The organism is Brevibacterium sp. W7.2, from assembly GCF_018137945.1.
Classification (GTDB): domain Bacteria; phylum Actinomycetota; class Actinomycetes; order Actinomycetales; family Brevibacteriaceae; genus Brevibacterium; species Brevibacterium sanguinis.
In genome coordinates this window covers 2,206,191-2,231,100 of sequence record NZ_CP073089.1, presented here as the reverse complement: position 1 = coordinate 2,231,100, position 24,910 = coordinate 2,206,191, and the positions used below count along the sequence as shown (strand labels likewise).

Annotated in this window: 19 protein-coding genes and 1 tRNA gene; 15 read left to right on the top strand and 5 right to left on the bottom strand. The window is 69.8% G+C overall.

Annotated features, from left to right (window positions below; translation table 11 throughout):
* Positions 1–4: 4 nt before the first annotated feature.
* From rsgA to J9315_RS10045, 3 genes are read right to left on the bottom strand one after another with little or no spacing between them, the layout of a single operon-like run.
* Positions 5–1,024, bottom strand: a complete 1,020-nt coding sequence (gene rsgA, locus J9315_RS10055; RefSeq protein WP_211977779.1) for a ribosome small subunit-dependent GTPase A — start codon at positions 1,022–1,024, stop codon at positions 5–7.
* Between the two features lies 1 nt (position 1,025).
* The gene (aroA, locus tag J9315_RS10050) at positions 1,026–2,318 is read right to left on the bottom strand and encodes a 3-phosphoshikimate 1-carboxyvinyltransferase (protein ID WP_211979297.1); all 1,293 of its coding nucleotides are present in this window, start codon (positions 2,316–2,318) and stop codon (positions 1,026–1,028) included.
* Positions 2,319–2,325: 7 nt separating this feature from the next.
* Positions 2,326–2,823, bottom strand: a complete 498-nt coding sequence (locus J9315_RS10045) for a DoxX family protein (protein WP_137827017.1) — start codon at positions 2,821–2,823, stop codon at positions 2,326–2,328.
* A gap of 221 nt (positions 2,824–3,044) precedes the next feature.
* Here J9315_RS10045 and J9315_RS10040 point away from each other — a divergent pair, with 221 nt between their 5' ends.
* The gene (locus J9315_RS10040; protein ID WP_137827018.1) at positions 3,045–3,659 is read left to right on the top strand and encodes a sigma-70 family RNA polymerase sigma factor; all 615 of its coding nucleotides are present in this window, start codon (positions 3,045–3,047) and stop codon (positions 3,657–3,659) included.
* A gap of 23 nt (positions 3,660–3,682) precedes the next feature.
* A complete protein-coding gene (gene rsrA / locus J9315_RS10035; protein ID WP_211977778.1) occupies positions 3,683–3,922 on the top strand; it encodes a mycothiol system anti-sigma-R factor in 240 nt (79 codons plus the stop codon).
* 287 nt (positions 3,923–4,209) lie between these two features.
* Here the strand turns inward: rsrA and J9315_RS10030 are convergent, their stop codons facing one another.
* A complete protein-coding gene (locus tag J9315_RS10030) occupies positions 4,210–4,827 on the bottom strand; it encodes a GDSL-type esterase/lipase family protein (protein ID WP_137827020.1) in 618 nt (205 codons plus the stop codon).
* Positions 4,824–8,633, bottom strand: coding sequence for a multifunctional oxoglutarate decarboxylase/oxoglutarate dehydrogenase thiamine pyrophosphate-binding subunit/dihydrolipoyllysine-residue succinyltransferase subunit (locus J9315_RS10025; RefSeq protein ID WP_211977777.1), 3,810 nt, complete (start codon positions 8,631–8,633; stop codon positions 4,824–4,826). The genes J9315_RS10030 and J9315_RS10025 overlap by 4 nt, the downstream gene beginning before the upstream one ends.
* A 101-nt stretch (positions 8,634–8,734) precedes the next feature.
* Between J9315_RS10025 and J9315_RS10020 the strand changes: the two genes are divergently transcribed.
* The 13 genes from J9315_RS10020 (at position 8,735) to thrB (ending at position 24,807) form a co-directional block, all read left to right on the top strand.
* The gene (locus J9315_RS10020) at positions 8,735–10,192 is read left to right on the top strand and encodes a GuaB1 family IMP dehydrogenase-related protein (protein WP_211977776.1); all 1,458 of its coding nucleotides are present in this window, start codon (positions 8,735–8,737) and stop codon (positions 10,190–10,192) included.
* A 131-nt stretch (positions 10,193–10,323) separates the two neighbouring features.
* Entirely contained in the window at positions 10,324–11,757 is a 1,434-nt protein-coding gene (locus J9315_RS10015) for a hemolysin family protein (RefSeq protein ID WP_249120875.1), read from the top strand.
* Complete coding sequence (locus tag J9315_RS10010) at positions 11,747–12,793, top strand: hemolysin family protein (RefSeq protein WP_211977775.1); 1,047 nt, start codon at positions 11,747–11,749, stop codon at positions 12,791–12,793. Before J9315_RS10015 ends, J9315_RS10010 begins: the two co-directional genes overlap by 11 nt.
* Positions 12,794–13,052: 259 nt before the next feature.
* Positions 13,053–14,030 (top strand): M15 family metallopeptidase, encoded by a 978-nt coding sequence (locus J9315_RS10005; RefSeq protein ID WP_198498582.1) that lies wholly within the window; start codon positions 13,053–13,055, stop codon positions 14,028–14,030.
* Positions 14,031–14,111: 81 nt separating this feature from the next.
* A tRNA-Arg gene (locus J9315_RS10000) sits at positions 14,112–14,184 on the top strand.
* A gap of 79 nt (positions 14,185–14,263) precedes the next feature.
* A complete protein-coding gene (locus J9315_RS09995) occupies positions 14,264–15,010 on the top strand; it encodes an ABC transporter ATP-binding protein (RefSeq protein WP_198498583.1) in 747 nt (248 codons plus the stop codon).
* The gene (locus J9315_RS09990; RefSeq protein WP_211977774.1) at positions 15,007–17,547 is read left to right on the top strand and encodes an FtsX-like permease family protein; all 2,541 of its coding nucleotides are present in this window, start codon (positions 15,007–15,009) and stop codon (positions 17,545–17,547) included. The genes J9315_RS09995 and J9315_RS09990 overlap by 4 nt, the downstream gene beginning before the upstream one ends.
* Before the next feature lie 72 nt (positions 17,548–17,619).
* A complete protein-coding gene (locus tag J9315_RS09985) occupies positions 17,620–18,795 on the top strand; it encodes an MFS transporter (protein ID WP_211977773.1) in 1,176 nt (391 codons plus the stop codon).
* A gap of 49 nt (positions 18,796–18,844) precedes the next feature.
* Positions 18,845–19,978, top strand: coding sequence for a DALR anticodon-binding domain-containing protein (locus J9315_RS09980; protein WP_211977772.1), 1,134 nt, complete (start codon positions 18,845–18,847; stop codon positions 19,976–19,978).
* The gene (gene lysA / locus J9315_RS09975; protein ID WP_211977771.1) at positions 19,979–21,415 is read left to right on the top strand and encodes a diaminopimelate decarboxylase; all 1,437 of its coding nucleotides are present in this window, start codon (positions 19,979–19,981) and stop codon (positions 21,413–21,415) included.
* Between the two features lie 50 nt (positions 21,416–21,465).
* Positions 21,466–22,773 carry a homoserine dehydrogenase gene (locus J9315_RS09970; RefSeq protein ID WP_198498588.1) on the top strand — a complete coding sequence of 436 codons (1,308 nt, stop codon included), beginning with the start codon at positions 21,466–21,468 and terminating at the stop codon, positions 22,771–22,773.
* Positions 22,774–22,816: 43 nt separating this feature from the next.
* Positions 22,817–23,905: a threonine synthase gene (gene thrC / locus J9315_RS09965; protein ID WP_137825922.1), complete on the top strand. Its 1,089-nt coding sequence runs from the start codon at positions 22,817–22,819 to the stop codon at positions 23,903–23,905.
* Positions 23,902–24,807 carry a homoserine kinase gene (gene thrB, locus J9315_RS09960; RefSeq protein WP_211977770.1) on the top strand — a complete coding sequence of 302 codons (906 nt, stop codon included), beginning with the start codon at positions 23,902–23,904 and terminating at the stop codon, positions 24,805–24,807. The genes thrC and thrB overlap by 4 nt, the downstream gene beginning before the upstream one ends.
* The last annotated feature ends 103 nt before the right edge of the window (positions 24,808–24,910 follow it).

The window sequence follows — 24,910 nt, the reverse complement described above, 5'->3', positions numbered from 1 at the left end:
CACTCTAGCCAGCGTTCGACAGCAGCCGGCGCAGCGACTCCAGCCGTGAGACCCCGCCCGGCCCGGCCCGGCCCTCGGCCACCCACGAGTCGAGGCGGCACCCGGGGGCGTCGGCGAGATGGGTGCAGCCGCGCGGGCACTCGGTGGTCGCCTCGGTGAGCTCCGGGAACGCCGCGATGAGACCGTCGCGGTCGACGTGGGCGAGTCCGAAGCTGCGCACGCCGGGGGTGTCGATGAGCCAGCCGCCGGTCGTCAGGGGCAGGCACACGGCCGACGACGACGTGTGCCGACCGCGGCCGGTGACGTCGTTGACGTGGCCGGTGGCGCGATCGGCGGCGGGCACGAGCGCGTTCGTCAGCGTCGACTTGCCGACCCCGGAATGGCCGACGAGGACGCTGATGTGATCGGCGAGGCGACCGGCGACGGCGTCATCGGAGAGCGTGCCGTCCTCGCGCAGCCCCGAGGAGACGATGTCGACGTCGGCCATCGAGAAGCGGCGCTCGATGTCCGCGGCGGGGGCGAGGTCGGTCTTCGTCACGACGATGAGCGGGGTGATCCCCGCATCGATCGCCGCGGCCAGAGCGCGGTCGATGAGGCCGTAGGAGGGCTCGGGATCAACCGTAGCGGTGACGATGCCCATGATGTCGACGTTGGCGACGATGACGCGCTCGGTCGGGTCGGTGTCGTCGGCGCTGCGGCGCAGCAGGGTGCGGCGCGGAGTGATCTCGACGAGGCGCGCGAGCGTGCCTTCGTCGCCCGAGGTATCGCCGACGACCTTGACGATGTCACCGGGCACGACGGCCTGACGGCGCAGATGCGATGCCCGCACGGCGGTGACGGCCCGGCCGTCCTCGGGAAAGGCGCCGGCGTCGTCGGCCAGGACGATCCGATAGCGTCCCCGGTCGACGGCGGTGACGAGGCCGAGCGCCGCGGAGTCGTGGCTCGGACGGTTCTTCGTCCGCGGCCGCGACCCTTTGCGGTTGGGCCGCGGACGATAGTCCTCGTCACGGAAGATGCGCGCCATCTCAGGCCCCGTGGCCCAGCATGTCCTCCCACAGGAGGGTGAACTCCGGCAGCGTCTTCGCCACGGTGCCGGCATTCTCGATGACGATGCCCTCGGCGACGAGCGCGAGGACGGCCCCGGCCATGACCATGCGGTGGTCGTGGTACGTGTGCCAGGTGCCCGCACCCGGGCGGGCGCCCGTGATCGTCAGCGCCGCGGGCTCCTCGTCGACTCCCACGCCGAGGGCGGTGAGCTCCCGGGTCAGCGCCGCGAGCCGGTCGGTCTCATGGCCGCGCAGATGCCCGATCCCGGACAGGTGCGAGGTGCCGGGGGCCACCGCGGCGACAGCGGCGACGACCGGGGTGAGCTCGCCGACGGCGGAGAGATCGAGATCGACGGGACGCAGGCGCTGGGGACCGCGCACCCGCAGACCGTGCCGATCGAGGTCGACGGCGGCGCCGAACGCCTCGGCGATGCGGCGGAAATCATCACCGGCCTGGGTCGTGTGCGCCGGCCACCCGGTGATCGTCACCTCACCGCCGGTGACGAGGGCAGCGGCGAGGAAGGCCGCCGCGTTCGACAGATCCGGTTCGACGACGACGTCGAGGCCGCGCGGCAGGCCGGGTTCGACGACCCAGTGCTCGTCCTCGGGTTCGCTGACGTCGACGCCGGCATCGGCGAGGACCTCCAGCGTCATGTCGACGTGAGGGCGGCTCGGCACGGCCTGCCCGGTGTTGCGCAGCTCGAGTCCCAGCGGCATCGCCGGAGCCGCGAGCAGGAGACCGGAGACGAACTGGCTCGACGCGCCCGCGGCGATCTCGAGGTGACCGCCGCGCAGGGCGGAACCGGCATGGATCGTCAGCGGCAGCGAGTCTCCGGTCGCGGTGATGTCCGCGCCGAGGCGGGTGAGCGAATCGATCGTCACGCCCATCGGCCGCACCCTGGCCTGCTCGTCGCCGTCGATGACGACCTCACGACCGGTGGCCGCCGCGATCGGGGGCACGAAGCGCATGACGGTGCCGGCCAGGCCGCAGTCGACGACCGCAGGCCCGGCATCGGCCGCGGCGGAGAAGTCGATGGGAGTCACGTGGAGCGCCCCGTCGACCTCGGTGATCTGCGCGCCGAGGCTGCCGAGCGCGGCGATCATCAGCTGCGTGTCCCGGCTGGCGAGCCAGCCGCGGATGACGGAGTCGGACTCCGCGAGCGCGGCGAGGACGAGATAGCGGTTGGTCAGCGACTTCGAACCGGGGACCGTGACGACGGCGCTGACCGCGTCGGGCGCCCGCGGCGGACGCCAGTCACCGGTGACGGGCAGGGGAGGCTCAGTCGACGCCAAGGGCACTCATTGCCTGCTTCGACGTGTTCTCGACTGAGGACCAGAGGTCCTCGGCGGCATGCTGCGTGCGCCACCACAGGCCCGGCTTGCCGTCGGTGTCGACGCTGGCGAGCAGCGCGCCGCCGAGCATCGAGGTGCGGGTGAGCGTGCGTTCGAGGCGCTCGCGCTTCTCCTCCTTCGACGTCGCCTTCTCCGCGGCGATGCGCTCACCGATGGTGTCGAGCAGGTAGGTGCCGACGAGCACCGAGGCGCTGAGCCGGGGGAAGCGTCCGATCGCCAGCAGCGAGCCGGCGGCGACCTGGGCGGCGCCGGTGGCTCGCGCGACCGTCGTGGCGTCGAAGGGGATGTCGACGCGCTTGCGCGCCTGGGCGAGCAGCGGGCCGATCGAGGCGGTGGCCGCTTCGGGGTGCCGGAGACGGCTGATGCCGTTGCTGATGTAGCCGGCGGCGAGCATGGGGCGGGCGATGAGACGAATGGGAGACACAGGGTTCCTTTCTGCGACTGTTGTCGGGCATCTCACCCGCAAGCATAGCCGCTGTCGGGGAATATCGGGACAGCGCCGAAACGTTGACAGGACAATGCGAATGACCGGTCGAGCGCCGTGGCCCACCAGGGGTCCGCGGGTGCTGTCACACAGGCCGGGTGAGGAGGACTTTCGTGAGTGCCACTGCCGTGTTGGAGAGAACGGGCGTACCATTGTCGGTGATGACCGAATCAGTCAAAGAAGTCGACGAAACCGAGGCCGAGCGCTCGGCCCGTTTCGAGCGCGACGCTCTCGAATACCTCAACCAGCTCTACGCCGCGGCCCTGAGGATGACACGGAATCCCGCCGATGCCGAAGACCTCGTGCAGGAGGCGTATGCGAAGGCCTACGCCGCCTTCCACCAGTACACTCCCGGCACGAATCTCAAGGCGTGGCTCTACCGGATCCTCACCAACACCTTCATCAACAACTACCGCAAGAAGCAGCGCCAGCCGCAGGAGCACGGCAGCGAGGACATCGAGGACTGGCAGATCGCCCAGGCCGCGAGCCACACCTCCTCCGAGGGCCGCTCGGCCGAGCTCGAAGCCCTCGACCACCTGCCCGACTCCGACATCAAGGACGCCCTCTCGGCCCTGCCCGAGGACTTCCGCATGGTCGTCTACTACGCCGATGTCGAAGGCCTGCCGTACAAGGAGATCGCGGAGATCATGGACACCCCGATCGGCACCGTGATGTCGCGCCTGCACCGCGGCCGCCGGCAGCTGCGCGAGATGCTCGCGGAATACGCCGCCGATCGCGGCTTCGGCACCAAGGACGCCGAGGGAGGTGCGAAGTGAACAACGGAGACTGCTGCGAGAGCATGCGGGCTGAATCCCTCATGCGCATCTACCATTACCTCGACGGGGAGCTGACGACGACCGAGATCCGCGAGATCTCGATCCATCTCGAGCACTGCCCGGCCTGCCACGACGAGTACGAGATCGAAGCGATGCTCAAGGAGGTCGTGCGCCGGTCCTGCGGTCGGGAGGAGGCTCCTCTGGGACTCAAGGAGAAGATCCGGCGGCGCATCGCCGTCGAGCAGGTGCGCTGGCAGCGCTGAGCGCACCGAGAACGAAGGCGGGGAGAGTCATGATGACTCTCCCCGCCTTCGTCGTGCACCCGGTGGTGCACTCACTTCTCAGCTGTTCGGACGCTTGCCGTGGTTGGCATTCGAACGACGGCGATCGCGGCGCTTGCGGCCTCGCTTGCTCATAGCGGTTCTCCTTCGATTGGACGGTTCATTGTTTCACGTTCCCGTGACCGGGACCAAGTCCACGGCACGCGTGTGCGCACCGGATGCCCGGGAGGCGACGACTGCCCGTCCGGCCCGGACTCAGGCCCGGTCTCTCAGGCGTCGTCGCCGATGACGTCGCGCACACCCAGCCACGGGAACCAGCCGCGATGGAGGACGAGCCAGGCGAGCAGCCCGTACCCCTCCTGGGCGGGCAGCCGGTCGTGGGACGAGGCGAGCTCGCGCTGCCACACGGGATGACCGTGGAGCGGCGTGAACGTGTCGACGTAGGCGATGCCGCGGCGCTTCGCGACATCGGAGAAGCTCGTGTTGAGTTCGGCGATCCCGCGGTTGCGGTCGGAGCCGTGGTCCGGGGGAGGGCCGATGACGAACGCGGAGACCTTCCGCGACAGCGCCTCGTCGAGGACATTGGCGACATCGAGGCGGGCCCGGGCGACCGAGCGCCCGGAATCGAGGTCACCGGTGCCGAGGGCGAGGACGAGGCGATTGTCGCCCTCGGGGCTGAAGCGCAGGGATGCCTCGGCCATCGCCCGCGAGTGGAGGCCCGCGGAGTCCTCGCTGCCGACGGCCAACGGGTAGACGCGCAGGCCGGGCAGACTCGGCAGGGTCCGTGCGGTGACTCTGCCGACCCAGCCGAGACCGCGGCCATCGCCGTGGCCGGCGACCAGGGGGCCACCGACCACGGCGATCGTCGTCGAGGTCTCCGAGCTCACTTCTGGAGGACCCGCCCGACGACCTCCTGCTGCTGGAGTTCGTGCACGTTCTTCAGACCCGTCGCCGTCGACGCCGAGGCGGGACGGGAGACGAGGGTGAGATCGCGCCCACCGAGGAGGGGAGTGAGGTTGAGGGCCATGAACGGCCACGCACCCTGGTTCTCCGGCTCCTCCTGCGCCCACACGAGCTGGGCATCGGCCGGGTAGCGGTCGAGGACCGCGGTGATCGCCTCGTCGTCGAGCGGGTAGAGCTGCTCGACGCGCACGAGCGCGGTCGTGTCGTCGCCGTTCTTCTCCCGCTGCGCCAGCAGCTCCCAGTAGAGCTTGCCGGAGACGAGCACGATCTTCTTCACCTTGTCCGCGTCGACGGCCGGGTCGTCGATGATCGCCTCGAACTTCCCGGAGGTGAAGTCCTCGGGCGAGTTCGCCGCCGCTTTGAGGCGCAGCATCGACTTCGGGGTGAAGACGATGAGCGGCCGCTTGTTCGGCGTCAGCGCGTGACGGCGCATGAGGTGGAAGTACGAGGCACCCGAGGACGGGTAGGCCACGGTCATGTTCGACTCCGCGCACAGCTGCAGGTAGCGCTCGATGCGCGCCGAGGAGTGGTCGGGTCCCTGACCCTCGTAGCCGTGGGGCAGGAGCATGACGACACCGGAGTTCTGCTGCCACTTCTGCTCGGAGGAGGAGATGAACTCGTCGATGACCGACTGCGCCCCCTGGGCGAAGTCGCCGAACTGCGCCTCCCACGCCACGAGGGCGTCCTTGCGCTCGACCGAGTAGCCGTACTCGAAGCCCACGGCCGCGTACTCGCTCAGCAGCGAATCATAGACGTAGAAGCGGGCCTGGTCGTCGCTGAGGTTCTGCAGCGGCGTCCACTCGTTGCCGTTGACGGAGTCGATGAGCACCGAGTGGCGCTGGACGAACGTGCCGCGGCGCGAATCCTGGCCGGCCAGACGGACGGGGACGCCGTCCATGAGGAGCGAGCCGAAGGTGATGAGCTCGGCGAAGCCCCAGTCGATGCCGCCGTGCAGCGCCATCTCCTTGCGCTTCTCGAGGAGCGCGCGCAGCTTCTTGTGGACCGTGAAGCCCTCGGGGATGTCGACGAAGGCATCGCCGATGCGGGTCAGGGTCTCCGCGCTGATCGCCGTCGAGACGTCGTTGAGCGCTTCGATGTCGCTGGGCTGATGCGGGGCGTTGAACGCCGTGCCCTTGCCCGAGCCGGACTCCGCGGCCTTCGTCTCGGCGAACGCGGACTCCAGCTTCGACTGGTAGTCCTTGAGCGCCTCGGCGGCCTCATCGTCGGTGATGCACTTCCTGCCGACGAGGGATTCGGTGTAGAGCTTGCGCACCGACCCCTTCTTCTCGATGAGGGAGTACATGAGCGGCTGGGTCATCGACGGATCGTCGCCCTCGTTGTGGCCGCGGCGGCGGTAGCAGACGAGGTCGATGACGACGTCGCGGTTGAACTCCTGGCGGTACTCGAAGGCGAGGCGGGCCGCGCGGACCACGGCTTCGGGGTCGTCCCCGTTGACGTGGAGGATCGGGGCGTTGATCGACTTCGCGATGTCCGTGCAGTAGAACGACGAGCGCGCCGAGGCGGGCGGCGTCGTGAACCCGACCTGGTTGTTGATGATGATGTGGATCGTCCCGCCCGTGCGGTAGCCGCGCAGCTCGGAGAGGTTGAGCGTCTCGGCGACGACTCCCTGACCGGCGAAGGCGGCATCGCCGTGGACGAGGACGGGGAGCACGGTGAAGCCGGACTCGCCCTGGTCGATGACGTCCTGCTTGGCGCGCACGATGCCTTCGAGGACGGGGTCGACCGTCTCGAGGTGGCTGGGGTTCGCGGCGACGTAGACGTTCGTCGAGTTGCCCGAGGGCGAGGTGAACGAGCCCTGCGTGCCGAGGTGGTACTTGACGTCGCCGGAGCCCTGGACGCTGTCGGGCGACATCGTGCCGTCGAACTCGCGGAACATCTGGGCGTAGGACTTGCCGGCGATGTTGGTGAGCACGTTGAGCCGACCGCGGTGGGCCATGCCGATCGCGACTTCCTCGAGCCCGGCGTCGGCGGACTGGTTGAGGACCTCGTCGAGGAGGACGATCGCGGACTCGCCGCCTTCGAGGCTGAAGCGCTTCTGCCCGATGTACTTCGTCTGCAGGAACGTCTCGAACGCCTCGGCGGCGTTGAGGCGACCGAGGATGTGGCCCTGCTCCGACCGGGTGAACTCCTGGTGGGGGACCTCGATCTTCGCCTGGAACCAGCGGCGCTGCAGCGGGTCGGCGATGTGCATGTACTCGAAGCCGATCGTGCGGCAGTAGCTCTCGCGCAGCAGGCCGAGGATGTTGCGGAAGGGCATCATCGGCTTGGCGCCGAATCCGCCGGTGGGGAACTCGCGCTCGAGGTCCCACAGGGTCAGGCCGTGCTGATTGATGTCGAGATCCGGATGCGAGCGCTGCCGGTAGACGAGCGGATCGATGTTGGCCATGAGGTGGCCGCGGGTCCGGTAGGCGTCGATGAGCTCGATGACGCGGGCGGTCTTGTTGACGTCGTCCTGGTCCTCGGCGGAGACGTCGGGCACCCAGCGCACCGGCTCGTACGGCAGGCGCAGGGACTCGAAGACGTCGTCGTAGAAGCCGTCCTCGCCGAGCAGGTAGCCGTGGACGAGCTTGAGGAACTCGCCGGAGCCGGCGCCCTGGATGACGCGGTGGTCGTACGTCGAGGTCAGGGTCAGCACCTTCGAGACGGCGAGGTCGTTGATCGTGCGCTGGCTCGCGCCCTGGAACTCGGCCGGGTAGTCGAGTGCGCCGACGCCGATGATCGCGCCCTGGCCCTTGGTCAGGCGGGGTATCGAGTGGACGGTGCCGATGCCGCCGGGGTTCGTCAGGGACACCGTGGTCCCGGCGAAGTCGTCAGCGGTGAGCTTGCCCTTGCGGGCCTTGTCGACGAGGCCGTCGTAGGCGTCGACGAACTGGCGGAACGTCAGGGTCTCGGCGGCCTTGACGTTGGGGACGAGCAGCGAGCGCGTGCCGTCCTTCTTCGGCACGTCGATCGCGAGGCCGAAGTTGACGTGGGCCGGGGAGACCATCGCCGGCTTGCCGTCGCGCACGTCGTAGGAGACGTTCATGCTCGGGAAGTTCTTCAGCGCCCGGATCACGGCGAAGCCGATGAGGTGGGTGAAGGACACCTTGCCGCCGCGGGTGCGCTTGAGGTGCGAGTTGATGACGATGCGGTTGTCGATGAGCGCCTTGGCCGGCAGCGCGCGCACCGAGGTCGCCGTCGGCACTTCGAGCGACTCCTCCATGTTCTTCGCGATGAGCTTCGCGGGGCCGCGCAGCGGGGTGATCGTCTCTTCGGGGGCGGGCTGGGGCTCGAGGTCCTTCGTCGTGACCTTGGGAACGGACTTCGTCTCCGCCTTGAGCGTCTCGGTCTCCGCCGAGGAGGGCGAGACCCCGCGCGAGGTCTCCTTGTTCGCGGGCACTGAGTCGGGGCGTTCGGCGGTGGCGGCCTCGGTGCTCTGCGGTGCGGCAGCGGCATCCCCGGCCTTCTTCTCCGCCCGCGGCGCGGACTTCTCATCCGTCTTCGCCGTGGAGCTCGTGGACTGGGGTGCGGAATCCGCAGCCGAGGAGGATGCGGAGGAGGTCGTCTGCGCCGACTCCGCTCCGTTCGCCTTCTCGTACTCGTCGAAGAACGGCCACCAGGACTTGTCCACAGAGTTCTTGTCTGACTTAAACTGTTCGTACAGTTCCTCGACCAACCACTCGTTCGACCCGAAGTCGTCGACGGTGCGGTTCGGAGTATTGACGGACACGGCGTTGATCGCCTACTTCCTGTTCAAGAATTGCTGCAATACGACACACACCAGCGTAACGCGATGTGCCTGCGAATGTGCACATAGGGGACAATAGTGTTATGCGTTTCATTTCACACCAACCAGAACACGATCTCACGTATTCCGACGTGTTCCTTGTCCCCAATTCCTCGTCGCTGACCTCGCGTTTCGACGTCGACCTCACCTCCACCGATCCGACAGGGTCCCCGACCCCCATCGTGGCCGCCAACATGACCGCCGTGTCGGGGCGGCGGATGGCGGAGACGATGGCCCGCCGAGGCGGTCTGGCAGTGCTTCCCCAGGACATCCCCCTGACCGCGGCCGAGGACACGATCCGCTGGGTCAAGAGCCGTGATCGGATCTTCGAATCCGCGCTCCGCTTCTCACCCGAGGACACCGTGCTCTCCGCGCTCCACGTGCTCGGCAAGCGCGCCCACGGATTCGGCGCCGTCGTCGACGGATCCGGTTCCCTCGTCGGCGTCATCGACGCCGCGAACCTCCGCGACGTCGACCGGTTCACCGCTGTCGGCGAACTCACCGAGACCTCCCCGCAGGTGATCAGGGCCGACGAGATCGACTGGGCCGACGCCCACGCGCTCGAAACGCTGTTCGAGACGATGAACGACGCGCGGACCTCCTACGCCGCGGTCGTCGACGACGCCGGGCAGCTCCTCGGCGCGCTGACGCCGAAGTCGCTCCTGCGCTCCTCGATCTACACCCCCAACCTCGACGCGGACGGAAATCTTCGGATCGCCGCGGCGATCGGCGTCAACGGCAATGCCGCCCAGCGCGCCGAGGCGCTCGTCGCCGCCGGCGCCGACGTCCTCGTCGTCGACACCGCCCACGGCCATCAGGCCAAGATGCTCGACGTGCTCACCGCCGTCGCCGACGCCGACCTCGGGGTGCCGATCGTCGCGGGCAACGTCGTCACCGCCGATGGGGTGCGCGATCTCGTCTCCGCCGGGGCCCAGATCGTCAAGGTCGGCGTCGGGCCGGGCGCGATGTGCACGACGCGGATGATGACCGCCGTCGGCCGCCCCCAGTTCTCCGCCGTCGCCGAATGCGCCGCGGCCGCCGCCGAGCTCGGCGCGCACGTGTGGGCCGACGGGGGAGTGCGCTACCCGCGCGACGTCGCGCTGGCGCTGGCCGCCGGGGCCTCCCAGGTGATGATCGGCTCGTGGTTCGCCGGCACCCACGAATCCCCGGGCGACCTCCTCGTCGACGGCGAGGGACGCCGGTACAAGGAGAGCTTCGGCATGGCCTCGGCGCGTGCGGTGGCGAACCGGACGCGGACGGAATCGGCGTTCTCCCGGGCCCGCAAGGGACTGTTCGAAGAGGGCATCTCCTCGTCGACGATGTACATCGACCCTGCCTCACCCGGCGTCGAGGACCTCCTCGACTCGATCACCTCGGGGGTGCGCAGCTCGTTCACCTACGCCGGTGCGCAGAGCCTCACCGAGTTCGCCGAGCGGGCGAGCGTCGGCGTCCAGAGCGCTGCCGGGTACGAAGAGGGTCGACCGCTGGCGGGAAGTTGGTAAGATCGGTCCATGCTCAGTGACAGTCCCCGCCGGCGGGAAGCCGGCGCCCCAGACGACGATCCTCCTCTGACAAGGGTCGTTGGCAGAGTTGACACTCGCATCGAGGTCTCGTCACGCGGGGCTCGTCACTGATGGAATGGCTGTACCTGGCCCTCGCCCTCCTTCTCATCTGCGGCACGGGCATCTTCGTCGCCGCCGAATTCTCCCTCCTCACCCTCGACCGGCACACCGCTGACAAGGCCGTGGCCGACGGGGTCGTCGGCGCGAAGACCCTGCGGCAGTCGATGACGCATCTGTCGACGCAGCTCTCGGCCGCTCAGGTCGGCATCACGATCACCACGCTGCTCACCGGCTACCTCATGGAGCCCTCGCTCGGGCGGATGCTCTCACCGGTCTTCGAGTCGTGGGGTGCGGGCCCGGGACTGGCCGAGCCGATCGCCCTGGCGATCGCCCTCATCATCTCCACGGTGCTGTCGATGATCTTCGGCGAACTCGTGCCGAAGAACCTCGCGATCGCGATTCCGCTCGCCACCGGGCGCATCGCCGCCCCCATGCAGTACGTCTTCTCCGTCGTCCTCAAGCCCGTCATCGCGTTCCTCAACGGCACGGCGAACAAGATCCTGCGGGCGATGGGCATCGAGCCGCAGGAGGAGGGCACGGTCGGTCGCTCCCCGGAGGAGCTGACCTCGCTCGTGCGCCACTCCGCCGAGGAGGGAGTGCTCGACGAGCAGACCGCTGACCTGCTCGAGCGCACCCTGTCGTTCTCCGAGCGCACCGCCGAGGACGTCATGACCCCGCGCACCCGGATGTCCTCGGTGACGAAGGACACGACGGCGCGCCAGATCATCGAACAGGCCCGGGCCACCGGGTACTCGCGGTTCCCCGTCGCCGGCGAGGACAAGGACCACATCCTCGGCGTCGTCCACGTCAAACAGGCCTTCGCAGTGCCCCCGGCCAACCGCGACGACGCCTACGCCGGGGGACTGATGACCGAGGTCACCGAGATCCCCGAGACCCTGCGCCTCGACCCGCTGCTCATGGAGCTGCGCGGCAAGGGCATGCAGATGGCCGTCGTCGTCGACGAGTTCGGCGGCACCGCCGGGGTCGTCACCCTCGAGGACGTCGTCGAGGAGCTCGTCGGGGAGGTCGCCGACGAACACGACCGGATGCGGGTGGCCGCGAGGCCGGTCCGCGACGGTTCGTGGATCGTTCCCGGGCAGCTGCGGCCCGATGAGATCGAGACGACGATCGGGCTGACGATCCCCGAGGACTCCGACTACGAGACGATCGCCGGCTTCGTGCTCAAGGAGCTCGGCCGGATCCCGGAGCCCGGCGACGAGGTGCGCACACCCGATGCCCTCATCCGGGTCGAGCGGATGCACGGGCGCCGCATCGAGCGGCTGCGTGTGGTGATGCGCGCCACCGACGCCGAGGCCTACGACGCCGCCGACCCCCGGACCCGCGAGGCGAGCGACGCCGCCGAATCCCAGTCCACCGAGGCGACCGACGCTCGTCATCAGGACGCCCGCCACCGCGCAGCGGGAGGTCGGAAGCATGAGCTCTGATTGGCTCGGACTCGTCTGGCTCGTCGTCCTGCTGCTCGGCAACGCGTTCTTCGTCGCCTCGGAGTTCGCGATCGTCGCCGCCAAGCGCTCCCAGGTGGAGCCGCGCGCAGCCGCCGGGTCGGGGGCCGCGAAGACGGCGCTCTATGCGATGGAGCACGTCTCGCTCATGCTCGCGATCTGCCAGCTCGGCATCACCGTGTGCTCGCTGCTGCTCGGCAACGTCTCCGAGCCGGCGATCCACCATCTGCTCGCCGGACCGCTCGCCGGACTCGGGATCCCCGAATCCGCGGCGTCGACGATCTCGTTCATCCTCTCCCTCGGCATCGTCACCTACCTCCACGTCGTCATCGGCGAGATGGTGCCGAAGAACATCGCGCTGGCGACCTCGGGCCGGGCCGTCATGCTGCTCGCCCCGCCGCTCGTCTTCCTCGCCCGGATCTTCGGCTTCGTCATCAAGCCGCTCAACGGTCTCGCGAACGGGGTGCTGCGCCTCATCGGCATCCAGCCGCGTGACGAGGTCAATGAGGCCTTCACGATCGAGCAGGTCGAATCGATCGTCGCGGAGTCCAAGCGCGAGGGCCTGCTCAACGACGAGACCGGACTGCTCAAGGGCGCTCTCGAGTTCAGCGACAAGACCGCCGCCGACATCATGGTGCCGATGTCCGATCTCATCACGATCAGCGCCGAAGTGACCCCCGACGAACTCGTCACCCTCGTCGGGCGCACGGGGTACTCCCGCTACTTCGTCGTCGACGAGGACGGGTATCCCGGGCACTACCTCCACATCAAGGACGTGCTCTACTCCGAGCGCGACACCGAGCCGGTGCCGGCGAAGCGGTTCCGTCCCCTCTTCACGGTCATGGCCGACGACGAGGTCGAGGAGGCGCTCGCGCAGATGCAGAAGGTCGGCATCCACGTCGCCCGCGTCCTCGACGCCGACGGCGAGGTGCTCGGCGTGCTCTTCCTCGAGGACGTCCTCGAGGAGCTCGTCGGCGAGGTCCAGGACGCGATGCAGCGGGGACGGTTCGGCAGCTGAGGTGAGCTTCGTCTCACGCGGTGGCCGAGGTCACGGCCGAGGCGTGGTCTGTGTAACGAAATGTAACGAACAGGGTGTGCCGGGTAACATCCCGGGTGCTGTCCGGCCGCTCCGACACGGTCATCGGTGCAGGTCACACCCGAGAAAGTGGAATTAAATGACATTCTGTAACAATGCCGTTATAGTGTTGTGACATAAGCTTTTCTCTCGTTGCGCAGGCGACGGGCATGCAGCACAGCAGACGACAGTATGGAGTGATATGTCGAGTGATTCCTCGACCGCAGTGGCACCGGTCCGCCGGCGCGATCTGCGCAAACAGCACACCGCTTCGAGCGCCTTCTCCCGCGACACCCCGTCGCAGCCCCGGGCAGCAGCCCCGTCCACCACTCTCTCTCCGCGCCGCGCCGCGATGGCCGCCGAGGCCAAGGCCGCGGCCGGATCCCCGCGCCGGGCGGCCATGGCCGCCGAATCGCGCGGCACCGGCACCCTCGCCGCGTCCCTGAGCGACCGCGGCTCGGACGGAGCGCTCCTGCGCTCGGTCCGCCGCAAGCGGGTGACCACCGCCTCGGCGCTGGCCACCGTCTCCGTCACCGGCACCGCGATCGCCGCGGTGATGATCGCCGGCAACATGAGCGGTTCGCAGGAGGTCAAGGTCGACACCTCCGCGGCCGAGGCGCAGACGCGCAGCATCAACGCCGAATCGGTCTCCGCGGACATCCCGGAGACCGATGAGACGACGAGCATCGAGATCGGCGCGCCCAGCGCGAAGCAGAACAAGGCCGAGGCCGCGTCCCGCGCGATCGAGAAGACCGTCCTGCCCGGCTGCTCCGGTGAGGCGCCGTCGGGCACCCCGTCGAATGGCGAGCTGCCCGAGGAGTGGCTGTGCAGCGTCGGCGTCGGCGATCACAAGCTGCGCTCGGACGCCGCCGTCGCCTTCGCGGAGATGAACGCCGCGTTCAAGAAGGAGACCGGCAAGGACATCGGCATCACCGACTCCTACCGCTCGCTCGAGGGTCAGATCTCCGTGGCCGCGCGCAAGCCCGGCTTCGCCGCGCGCCCGGGCACCTCCAACCACGGGTGGGGCCTGGCGCTCGACCTCGACACCTCGAACTACGCGTGGCTCGAGGCCAACGCCGGCAAGTACGGCTGGGAGAACCCGGACTGGGCCAAGGCGAACTCCTACGAGCTCTGGCACTGGGAGTACGTGCCCGGTCGCAAGGACATGAAGGGCTCCTGAGCCCTCACCCGCTCCGCCGCCCGACACCGTCGGGCGGCGTTTTGGGTTCACCTCGCAGTCGGTGATAGCATGACATGCGTTGCCCGCGTAGCTCAGTGGATAGAGCGTCTGCCTCCGGAGCAGAAGGTCGTAGGTTCGAATCCTGTCGCGGGCACAGCGATCCGCCCATCTCAGTCGCTGAGGTGGGCGGTTTCTCGTTCTCCCCTCCGGTCAGCCAGACGATGAGGACAGTGATGACGACGACAACCGACACCGAGGTGGTGCTGCGGGCCCGCGGCCTGCGCAAGAGCTTCGGCCGCGACGACACCGCGGTGACCGCGCTCGATGACATCAGCGTCGACTTCGACTCCGGTCGGCTCACCGCGATCATGGGTCCCTCCGGGTCGGGCAAGTCGACGTTCATGCACGTCCTCGCCGGACTCGACCGCGTCGACTCGGGCGAGATCCTCATGCGCGGTGAGGACATCACCGCGCTCAACGACCGCGAACTCACCCAGCTGCGCCGCGACCGGGTCGGCTTCATCTTCCAGGCCTTCAACCTCGTGCCCACGCTCAACGCCGAGCAGAACATAGATCTGCCCGTGTCCCTGGCCCGCGGCACCATCGACACCGCCTGGAAGGCGGAGATCGTCGAGCGCCTCGGCATCGGCGACCGGCTCAAGCACCGTCCGCATGAGCTCTCCGGCGGTCAGCAGCAGCGCGTCGCCGTCGCCCGTGCGCTGCTCACCCGCCCCGACGTCGTCTTCGCCGACGAACCGACGGGCAATCTCGACTCCCTCTCCGGCGCCGAGGTGCTCGACCTCCTCCACGCCGCCGCCTCCCAGTACGGGCAGACGATCATCCTCGTCACCCACGATCCCGCCGCCGCCGCTCACGCCGACCGGGTCGTCCTCCTCAAGGACGGACGCGTCGGGGGAGAGATCACCTCGCCGACCCCGCAGGCGGTCGCCACCGGACTGAGCGAGCTGAGCGGACAGTGATCGCCGTCGCCTTCGCGCAGATCCGAGTCCACTTCGCGCGGTTCACCGCGATCGGGCTCGGCATCGCGTTGGCGGCGGGCTTCGTCTCCGCGACCCTCATCATCAGCGCCTCGCTCGATGCCAGCGTGCGCGACGGCATCAGCCAGTCGTACGCCAACGCCGACCTCGTGCTCATGCCCGAGACGGGAGCCGACCTCGACCCCTCCGCGGTCGCCGCCTTCAGCGACGACCTCGCCGCGCAGCCGGGGATCGGCGCCGTCGACGTCGCGGCGAGCGCGATCGCCTCGGGCCGCAGCGACGCCTTCGCCGACACGGATTTCGCGATCTCTCCGACCCCGGTCGATCCGGGTCTCGACACCTTCGCCGTGCGCGAGGGAACCCGGCCGCAGGCACCGACCGACCTCGTCGTCGACTCCGGAACGGCCGCCGACCTCGGACTGGGCGTCGGTGACGTCGTGCGCTTCTCCACCGCCTCGGCGCGCATCGACACCGACGCCGAGGAGATGCCGATCTACCGCGCCCCGCGCAGCGCCGTGACCGACTTCACGGTCGTCGGCATCGCCGAGATGGGGGAGGACCCGACGCTCGCCGGCCTGCCCCGGGCCCTGACGACGGCGGCGAGCTACCGCGAGCACTTCGCCCAGATCGGCCGGGTCTCGGCGATCCAGATCGACCTCGACGCGGATGGCGTCGACCCCGCGGCGGTGCGCACCGGGGTCGATGCGTTCCTCGCCGACTCCGCCCTGCGCGGGCAGCTGCAGACGCTCAGCGTCGACGAGGCGATCGACCGGCAGGTCGCGGAGTTCTCCCAGGGCAGCAGCTTCATCGCGTGGATGCTGCTCGGCTGCGCGGGGATCTCCGTCGTCGTCGCCGTCCTCGTCGTCTCGAACACGTTCTCCGTCATCGTCGCCGGCCGCCGCCGCGAGCTCGCCCTGCTGCGCTGCCTCGGCGCCTCCCGGCGGCAGCTCTACGGGTCGGTGCTCGTCGAGGGACTCGTCGTCGGCCTCGCCGGGTCGGTCGTCGGCGTCATCGCGGGGATCGGGGTCAGTGCCGCGCTCATCGCCGTGGCGCGGCGCTTCTGGGAGAGCGAGTTCGCCTACGTCTCGCTCTCGGTGCCCGGCTGGGCGCTCGTCGTCGGCGTCGTCGTCGGCGTCATCCTCACCCTGGCCGCGACCGTCCGGCCGGCCCGCAGCGCGATCGCCGTGACGCCCCTCGAGGCGCTTCAGCCCTTCGATGTCACGGGCGCCCCGACCCGCCAGTCACGGGCCCGCGGGGCGGCCGGCTGGGGGAGCATCGCGATCGGGGCGGTGAGCATCGTCGCCGCACTGATCTTCGCCGCCGGGTCGAGTGCCTGGATCGTCGTCGGCGCCGTGGGCGGCGCCCTCGTCGTCGTCGGGATCGTCCTCTGCTCGGGTCAGATCATCCCGCCCGTCGTCTCGTGGATCGGGGATCTCGCCGTCACCCCGTGGGGGCTGCCGGGCCAGCTCGCGACGCTCAACACGCTGCGCAACCGCCGTCGCACCGGCTCGACCGCCGCGGCCCTCGTCATCGGCGTCACCCTCGTGTCCACCCTCGTCGTCGGCGGCATGTCGACGAAGGCGACGCTGAGCGCGGGACTCGAACAGCACTTCCCGATCGACGTCGCGGTGTCGCTGGGCAACGGCACCGATGCGACGACGCTGAGCGACATCAGGGACATCGACGGCGTCGACACGGCGGTGCTCGCCTATCACGGGCAGGTCGTCGACGACGAGGCCGAGCTCTACATCCTCGATCCCGGATCCGCCGAGGCGCTCCTCGGCGACGCCGCCCCGCCTCTCGTGCCCGGCCGGGTCACCGTGCCCGCCGACTATCCGCGCGACACCGTCGTCGTCCGCGGCCTCACCGACGCCGCATTTCCCGTCGAACGCGCCGGCGAGTCGACCCGGGCGTACTTCACGACCGCCGACGTCGGCAACGCCATCGGGATCTCCCCGGCCGCGACCGCCGTGCTCATCACGCTCACCCCCGACCAGAGCGTCACCGACATCCTGCGGATCCGGCAGGACGTCGCCGAGGCGCTCGATGTCCCCACCGACGAGGTCATCGGCTCAGCCGTCGACCGCGGACTCTTCTCCCAGGTCATCGACGTGCTGCTCCTCATGGCCGTCGGCGTCCTCTTCGTCGCCGTCCTCATCGCCCTCATCGGGGTGTCGAACACGATCAGCCTCTCGGTCATCGAACGGCGGCGGGAGAACTCGCTGCTGCGGGCGCTCGGATTGAGCCTCGCCCAGCTGCGCGCCCTGCTCGCGTTCGAGGCCGTGCTCATCTCCGTCGTCGCCGCACTCATCGGCCTCGCCCTCGGCGGGGCCCTCGGCATCGTCGCCACCCGGCTCATCACCGCCGACTTCTCGAACGCCTTCGTCGTCGACTGGTCGCTGCTGGCCTCGGCGGGCATCCTCGTCGTCGCCATGCTCGCCGGCATCCTCTCCGCCCTCGCTCCGGCCCGACGCGCGGCCCGGCTCTCTCCCGTCGAGGGCCTCAAGCAGGAGAACTGAGTCCGCTGGACGGCCGGCACGACGTGACCCCGCTGGGCGGTCGGCGGCAGGGACAGTGGTAGAACGGCCTCTATGAGGGCTGCCTGGACGACCGCGATCATCCTGCTCGGCATCGTCGTCGCCGCCTTCAACCTCCGTCCCGGTGTCACGGGTCTCTCGCCGCTGCTCGATCTCATGGGCACCGAGATCCCGCTGAGCGCCGCGTTCCTCGCGATCATCGGGATGCTGCCACCGCTCCTCTACGGGGTCGGCGGGTTCCTCGCCCCGCGGCTCGTCTCCCGGTATTCGGCGATCACCGTCAGCCTCGTCGCGATGATCATGATCGCCCTCGGCCTCGGTGCCCGCGCCCTCGTGTCCTCCCCGACGCTCTTCCTCCTCCTCAGCGTCGTCGCGCTCCTCGGCATGGGATTCGGCAATGTCGTCGTGCCCCCGATCGTCAAGTCGCACTTCCCCGACCGGGTCGCTCTCATGTCGACCGTCCACGTCGGTCTGCTCCAGCTCGGCACATTCCTCCCGCCGCTCGTCGCGGTCCCGCTGGCCAGACAGTTCGACTGGCGGGGCTCGCTGCTCGTGTGGGTCGCGTGTGCGCTCGTCGCCGTCGCCGTGTGGGCGGTCATCGCCGTGCGCAGGCCCCCGGCCCGGGCGACCGTGACCGCGACCGTCGTCGGCGGCGCCGAGCTGCGCCGCCTGCTGCGGACCCCGCGGGCCTGGGCGCTGATGACGATGACGGGGATGACGTCGTTCAACAACTTCATCCTCTTCACCTGGCTGCCCCCGCTGCTCACCCGCGCGGGATTCGACTCCGCCTTCGCCGGGGCCATGCTCGCCCTCGTCACCGCCGTGCCCCTCGTCCTCGGCTTCGTCCTCCCGGCGCTCACGGCGCGCCTGCGCAGCGCCGCCCCGATCGTCATCGCCTTCTGCTTCAGCCTCGCGGCGGGCTACATCGGTCTCTGGCTCGCCCCGCAGGCGGCCCCGGTGCTGTGGACGGTGCTCCTCGGCATCGGCATCTCGACGTTCCCTCTCGCTCTCACCCTCATCACCCTGCGCTCGGCGACCCCGGGGGCCTCGGCGGCCCTCGCCGGCTTCGTCCAGGGCGGCGGCTACCTCATGGCCGCCACCGGGCCGCTGCTCTTCGCCCTCCTCGTCGAGAGCTTCGACACCCTCACCCCCGCGATCGTCCTCGTCCTCGCCTCCGTCGTCCTCAAGCTCGGCGTCACCATCCCGGCGAGCCGACCCGGGCACATCTGAGCATGCGGACGATTCGGCCGGTGTCCGCCGCCCCGAGTACGCTGGGGACGTGACCCCGGAACAGCTGCACGTCGTCCTCGCCGAGGCGGCTCTGTCGACGCTGCGCCCCGCGGAGGATCCGGCCCCCACCGGCACAGATGCTCTGCCGTCCGACGGGTCGTCACCCGGCAACGCGCCGGCACCAGGCGCAGTGCCGACCGGCACTGTGCTGCGACGCGGCGGTGACGTCGCCGCGGGGGACTGGCAGTCCAATCTGCCCCTGCGCCTGGGCACGCGAGAGCCGCTGTCGACGGCGGAGTCCATCGCCGAGGCTGTCGCCTCCCACCCGGACATCGCGTCGGTCACGGTCACCGGTCCGGGATTCCTCCGCATCGTGCTGGAGACCCCCGCCCTGCTCGGCACCGTCGCGCAGGTCGCCGCGGGCCGTCACCTCGGCGATCCCGGTTCCGGAGCGACCCTCGCCTCGTCAGACCGCCTGATGGAGCCGGCCAGTCTTGGAGTCCTCGACGCCGATGCCCTCCGCTACGGGTCCGCCCGCTCGCGGACCGCGACCGTCCTCGCCCGTGACGTCGAGCTGCTTCGCACGGCCGCTCCAGCCAACCCGCTCCACCGCGTCCAGCACGCCCATGCCACCGGGCGTCGCCTGCTCCGCCGCGCCGCTGCGGCGGGAATCCGCGTCGCCGCGGGACTCGCTGTGGACGAGGCAGAGCATCGCACGCCGGACGTCACCCTCGCTCCCGCCGACCGTCAGCTCGCGCTGCGGATCACCGAGGCCGCAGGAGTCCTCGCCCGGGCGACCGGAACTGCGACGACCGCATCAGCCGCGACCGGCGGGCACGCCGATACCGGATCCCAGCCGGACGGCCCACAGCCGACCGGCAGACACGCCGACACTCGATCCCAGTCGGACAGCCCGCAGCCGACCGGCAGGTACGACGGTGCCGGCAGGCACGCCGACACCGGCAGGCGGCCGGGGGAGTCCCTGCGCTCGGTGACCGCCGTCCTCGAGGACCTCGCCGCGGCCCTCACCGCATGGTCGGCGGCCGAGCGCGCCATCGTTCCGACACTCGATGCCGACATCACCGCCGTCCACGCAGCTCGCTGCGTGCTCGCGGCCGGTGCGACCACGGTCCTCGCCACAGGACTGCGACTGCTGGGCGTCACCGCCCCGGAGAGGATATGAATGCCCGCCCACATCGCCGGTCAGCTCCATGCGACCCCCGCACCCGTGTGGCTGCCCTACCCCGACGACGTCAACGCCGTCATGCCGAGCCTCTGGTCGGACAACGTGGCCAAGGGCGACGACGGTGTGCTCACGATCGCCGGGCACCCGGTGACCGAGCTCGCCGAGCGCTTCGGCACCCCGACCTTCGTCTTCGACGTCGATGACTTCCGCTCCCGTGCCGGGCTCTACCGCGATGCCTACGCGGCGGCGTTCGCCCCGGAGAAGGGCCTGTCCGGCGTCGACGTCTTCTACGCCGGCAAGGCCTTCCTCTGCACCGCCGTCGCCAAGTGGGTGCACGAGGCCGGTCTCGGGCTCGACACGTGCTCGCTCGGGGAGATGATGATCGCCCACGCCGCCGGCGTGCCGGGGGAGAGCATCGGTCTGCACGGGAACAACAAGTCGCTCGCCGAACTCGAGTACGCCCTCGACTACGGCGTCGGACGGATCATCGTCGACAGCCTCGACGAGGTCGATCGGCTCGAAGCCGTGGCCGCGGCCAAGGGCGTCATCGCCCCCGTCATGCTCCGCGTCACCGTCGGCGTCGAAGCCCACACCCACGACTTCATCGCCACGGCGCACGAAGACCAGAAGTTCGGTCTCTCCGTCGCCGCCGGCAAGGCCGCCGAGGCCGCCGCCCGCGTCGTCGACTCCGCGCACCTGCGCCTCGACGGCCTCCACTCGCACATCGGCTCCCAGATCTTCGACATCTCCGGATTCCAGGTCGCGGCCGCGCGGGTGCTCGCGCTGCGGGCCCAGATCATGTCCGACCACGGCGTCGACCTGCCCGACGTCGACCTCGGCGGCGGCTTCGGCATCCGCTACACCTCGCAGGACACGCCCATCCCCGTCGCGGAGATGGCCACCGCCCTCGCCGAGGTGGTGGCCAAGGAGTGCCGCGGGCTCGGGACGAACGTGCCGCGGATCTCCATCGAGCCCGGCCGCGCGATCGTCTCCCCGGCGGTCTTCACCCTCTACGCGGTCGGCACCGTCAAGGAGGTCGTCACCGACTCCGGCGTGCGCACGTACGTCGCCGTCGACGGCGGCATGAGCGACAACATTCGGACAGCTCTCTACGACGCCGACTATTCGTGTACCTTGGCCAATCGGAACTCCGATGCCGCCCCCGCCGTCGTCCGCGTCGTCGGGAAGCACTGCGAGTCCGGCGACATCATCGTCCGCGACGAGTACATGGGCGCCGACGTCGCCCCCGGCGACCTCGTCGCCGTTCCCGGCACCGGAGCCTACTGCCGCGCCCTGTCGAGCAACTACAATCATGTCGCCCGACCGGGGGTGCTGGCCGTGACACCGGATAGGGTGGACTGGATCGTCACTCCCGAGACGTACTCGCAGCTCTTTGCGAACGACCCCGGGATGGCCGACGCCACCCGGCAGTGACGATGACGCAGCCCCCACCTGTGCAGAGACCGAAGAACAGAGAGTGAGCCATGCAGCCATTGAAAGTCGCGATGCTCGGAAGCGGAGTCGTCGGCACCGAGGTCGCCGCGCGCATCCAGTCCCGCTCCGAGGCGCTGGCGGAGCGGATCGGCGCCCCCCTCGAGCTCACCGCCGTCGTCGTCCGTGACCTCGGCAAGGACCGGCCCGGGATCGACCCCGGCCTGCTCACCACCGACGCCGAGGCGGCGATCACCGGGGCCGACATCGTCATCGAGCTGATGGGCGGGATCGAACCGGCGAAGACGCTCATCATGCAGGCGCTCGCGCAGGGATCCTCGGTCGTCACCGCGAACAAGGCGCTGCTCGCGGCCTCCTACGGCGAGCTCATGGCCGCCGCCGACGACACCGAGGTCCGCCTCGAGCACGAAGCCGCGGTGGCCGGTGCCATCCCGATCATCCGGCCCGTCGGCGACTCGCTCGCCGGTGACCGCATCGACCGGATCATGGGCATCGTCAACGGGACGACGAACTACATCCTCGACCAGATGGACACCGAGGGCTGGGACTTCGCCGACGCGCTGGCCTCGGCCCAGGAGCTCGGATACGCCGAGGCGGACCCGACGGCCGACATCGGCGGACACGACGCGGCCGCGAAGGCCGCGATCCTCTCCTCGCTCGCCTTCCACGCCCCGATGACGATCGCCGACGTCCACGTCGAGGGGATCACCGGCATCACCGCCGACATGGTCGCCACGGCCAAGGAGCAGGGCTTCGTCATCAAGCTGCTCGCGGTGTGCGAACGCGTCGCCGACTCACCGGCCGGACCCGGCCTCTCGGCCCGCGTCTACCCCGCGCTGCTGCCGCGCACGCATCCGCTGGCCTCGGTCCACGGGGCGTTCAACGCGGTCTTCGTCGAGGCCGAAGCAGCCGGCTCCCTGATGTTCTACGGTCAGGGCGCCGGGGGAGCGCCGACGGCCTCGGCGGTCCTCGGCGACGTCGTCTCCGTGGCGCGGCGCCGCGTGCTCGGCGGTCGCGGACAGTACGAGCGTCCCTTCCACCCCGAGACGACCCTGCTGCCGATCTCGGCGATCACCACGCGCTATCACATCACCCTCGACGTCGTCGACCGTCCCGGCGTGCTCGCCGCGGTCTCCGAGGTCTTCGCCGCCGAGGGCGCCTCGATCGAGCTCATGCGCCAGACGATCGGCGAGATCGACGACGACGGAGTCCAGCACGCCAAGCTCGTGCTCGCGACCCACGAGAACACCGACGCCGCGCTGTCGCGGACGGTCGAGCGCCTCGGCGAACTGCCCGTCGTCCGCTCCGTCGTCTCCGTCATCCGCGCCGAAGGCCAGTGACCTAACCAACCCGCATGCGACACAAGAGAAGGACGAACATCGCGTGAGCACTTACCCCAGGCACCAGTGGCAGGGCGTCATCGACGAATACCGCAGCCTCATCGACATCGGGGAGACCACTCCGTCGGTCAGCCTCGGCGAGGGCGGAACGCCGCTCATCCGCGCCGAGCGCCTCAGTGAGCGCACCGGCGCCGAGGTGTGGGTGAAGTACGAAGGCCTCAACCCGACCGGCTCCTTCAAGGACCGGGGGATGACGATGGCGATCACCCAGGCCAAAGCGCAGGGCGCGAAGGCCGTGATCTGCGCGTCGACGGGCAACACCTCGGCCTCGGCCGCGGCCTACGCGACGAAGGCCGGGCTCACCTGCGCCGTGCTCGTGCCCGCCGGCAAGATCTCCCCGGGGAAGATGAGCCAGGCCGTCGCCCACGGTGCGACCCTGCTCGAGGTCGACGGCAACTTCGACGACTGCCTCACCCTGTGCCGGAAGCTCGCGGAGTCCTACCCCGTCCATCTCGTCAACTCCGTCAACCCCGACCGCATCGAAGGTCAGAAGACGGCGTCGTTCGAGGTCGTCGACGTCCTCGGCGACGCCCCCGACATCCACGTGCTGCCCGTCGGCAACGCCGGCAACATCACCGCGTACTGGAAGGGCTACAACGACTACCGGGCCGCCGGCGTCTCGACGCGGCTGCCGCAGATGTGGGGCTTCCAGGCCGCCGGCGCCGCGCCGCTCGTCCTCGGCCACCCGGTCACCGACCCGGACACGATCGCCACCGCGATCCGCATCGGCAACCCCGCCAGCTGGGAGCGGGCGATCGCTGCGCGCGACGACTCCGGAGGACTCATCGACTCGGTCACGGACGACGAGATCCTCGCCGCACACAAGGTGCTCTCGCGCGAAGAGGGCATCTTCGTCGAACCCGGATCGGCCGCCTCGGTGGCAGGTCTGCTGAAGATGTCCGAGGCCGGTCGCGTGCCGGCCGGCGCGACGATCGCGGTGACCGTGACCGGGCACGGGCTCAAGGATCCGCAGTGGGCCCTGCACACCGCCGACGGCGCCGACCTCGAACCCGTCCGCGTGCCCGTCGACGCCGTCTCCGCCGCCCGCGAGCTCGGACTCGAGGACCGGTGAGCCGGGTCTTCCGGCTCGAGGTGCCGGCCACCTCGGCGAACATCGGACCCGGTTACGACTCGCTGGGCCTGGCGCTGCGCCTCGTCGACACGCTCGTCCTCACCCTCGGGGACGCGCCGGTCGACCCGGACGCTGCGGTGACCGTGCGCGGGGAGGGCGCTGAGGATGTGCCCACCGACCATTCCCACCTCATCATGCGGGTGCTGTGGGACGTGCTCGCGCAGCTGCAGGGCGAGAGCGCTGCGGCGATCATGACCCGGCTCAGCCTCGACTGCACGAACCGGATCCCCCATTCGCGGGGCCTCGGATCGTCGGCGGCCGCAGTCGTCGCCGGCATCGCCCTGGCCGGTGCCGTCTCCGAGTCCCTCGGCGGGCCGGGGCTGACTCGGGAGCGGATGCTCGAGCTCGCCGCAGACCTCGAGGGCCACCCCGACAATGCGGCGCCGGCGATCTTCGGCGGACTGACGATCGCGCTGCCGGAGCCGGCCCGCGCCTGGACGGTTCCCGTCCGCACCGTTGAGAAGGTCACGGTCCTCATCCCCGCTGTGAGACTCGACACACTCACCGCGCGCGGTCTCATTCCGGCAACGATCGCCCACGCGGTCGCGGCGGAGAACTCCGCGCGCACGGGACTGCTCGTCCACGCCCTGAGCACGGACGCGACCGCGCTGCTCGAGGCCACCGACGACCGCCTCCACCAGGAGTTCCGCCGCAGCGCGTACCCTGAGTCGATGGCGCTCGTCGACGATCTCCGGGCCCGGGGGATTCCCGCGGTGATCTCCGGCGCGGGACCGACCGTGCTCGCTCTCACCGGGGACGTGCCCGCCGAGGCGGTGCCCCCGGGAGTGCGGGCTGTGCCTGTGGCGATCGATGAGGAGGGATTCCGGCTCGAATTCGCGTGATCGGGCCGGAGGAAGTAAACTGGTGAGTGTTCCACCAGTGAACGGGCTTGGCGGTGTCACCGCGAACCCCATCTCAACTTCACGAATCCTGGAACATCTCCTG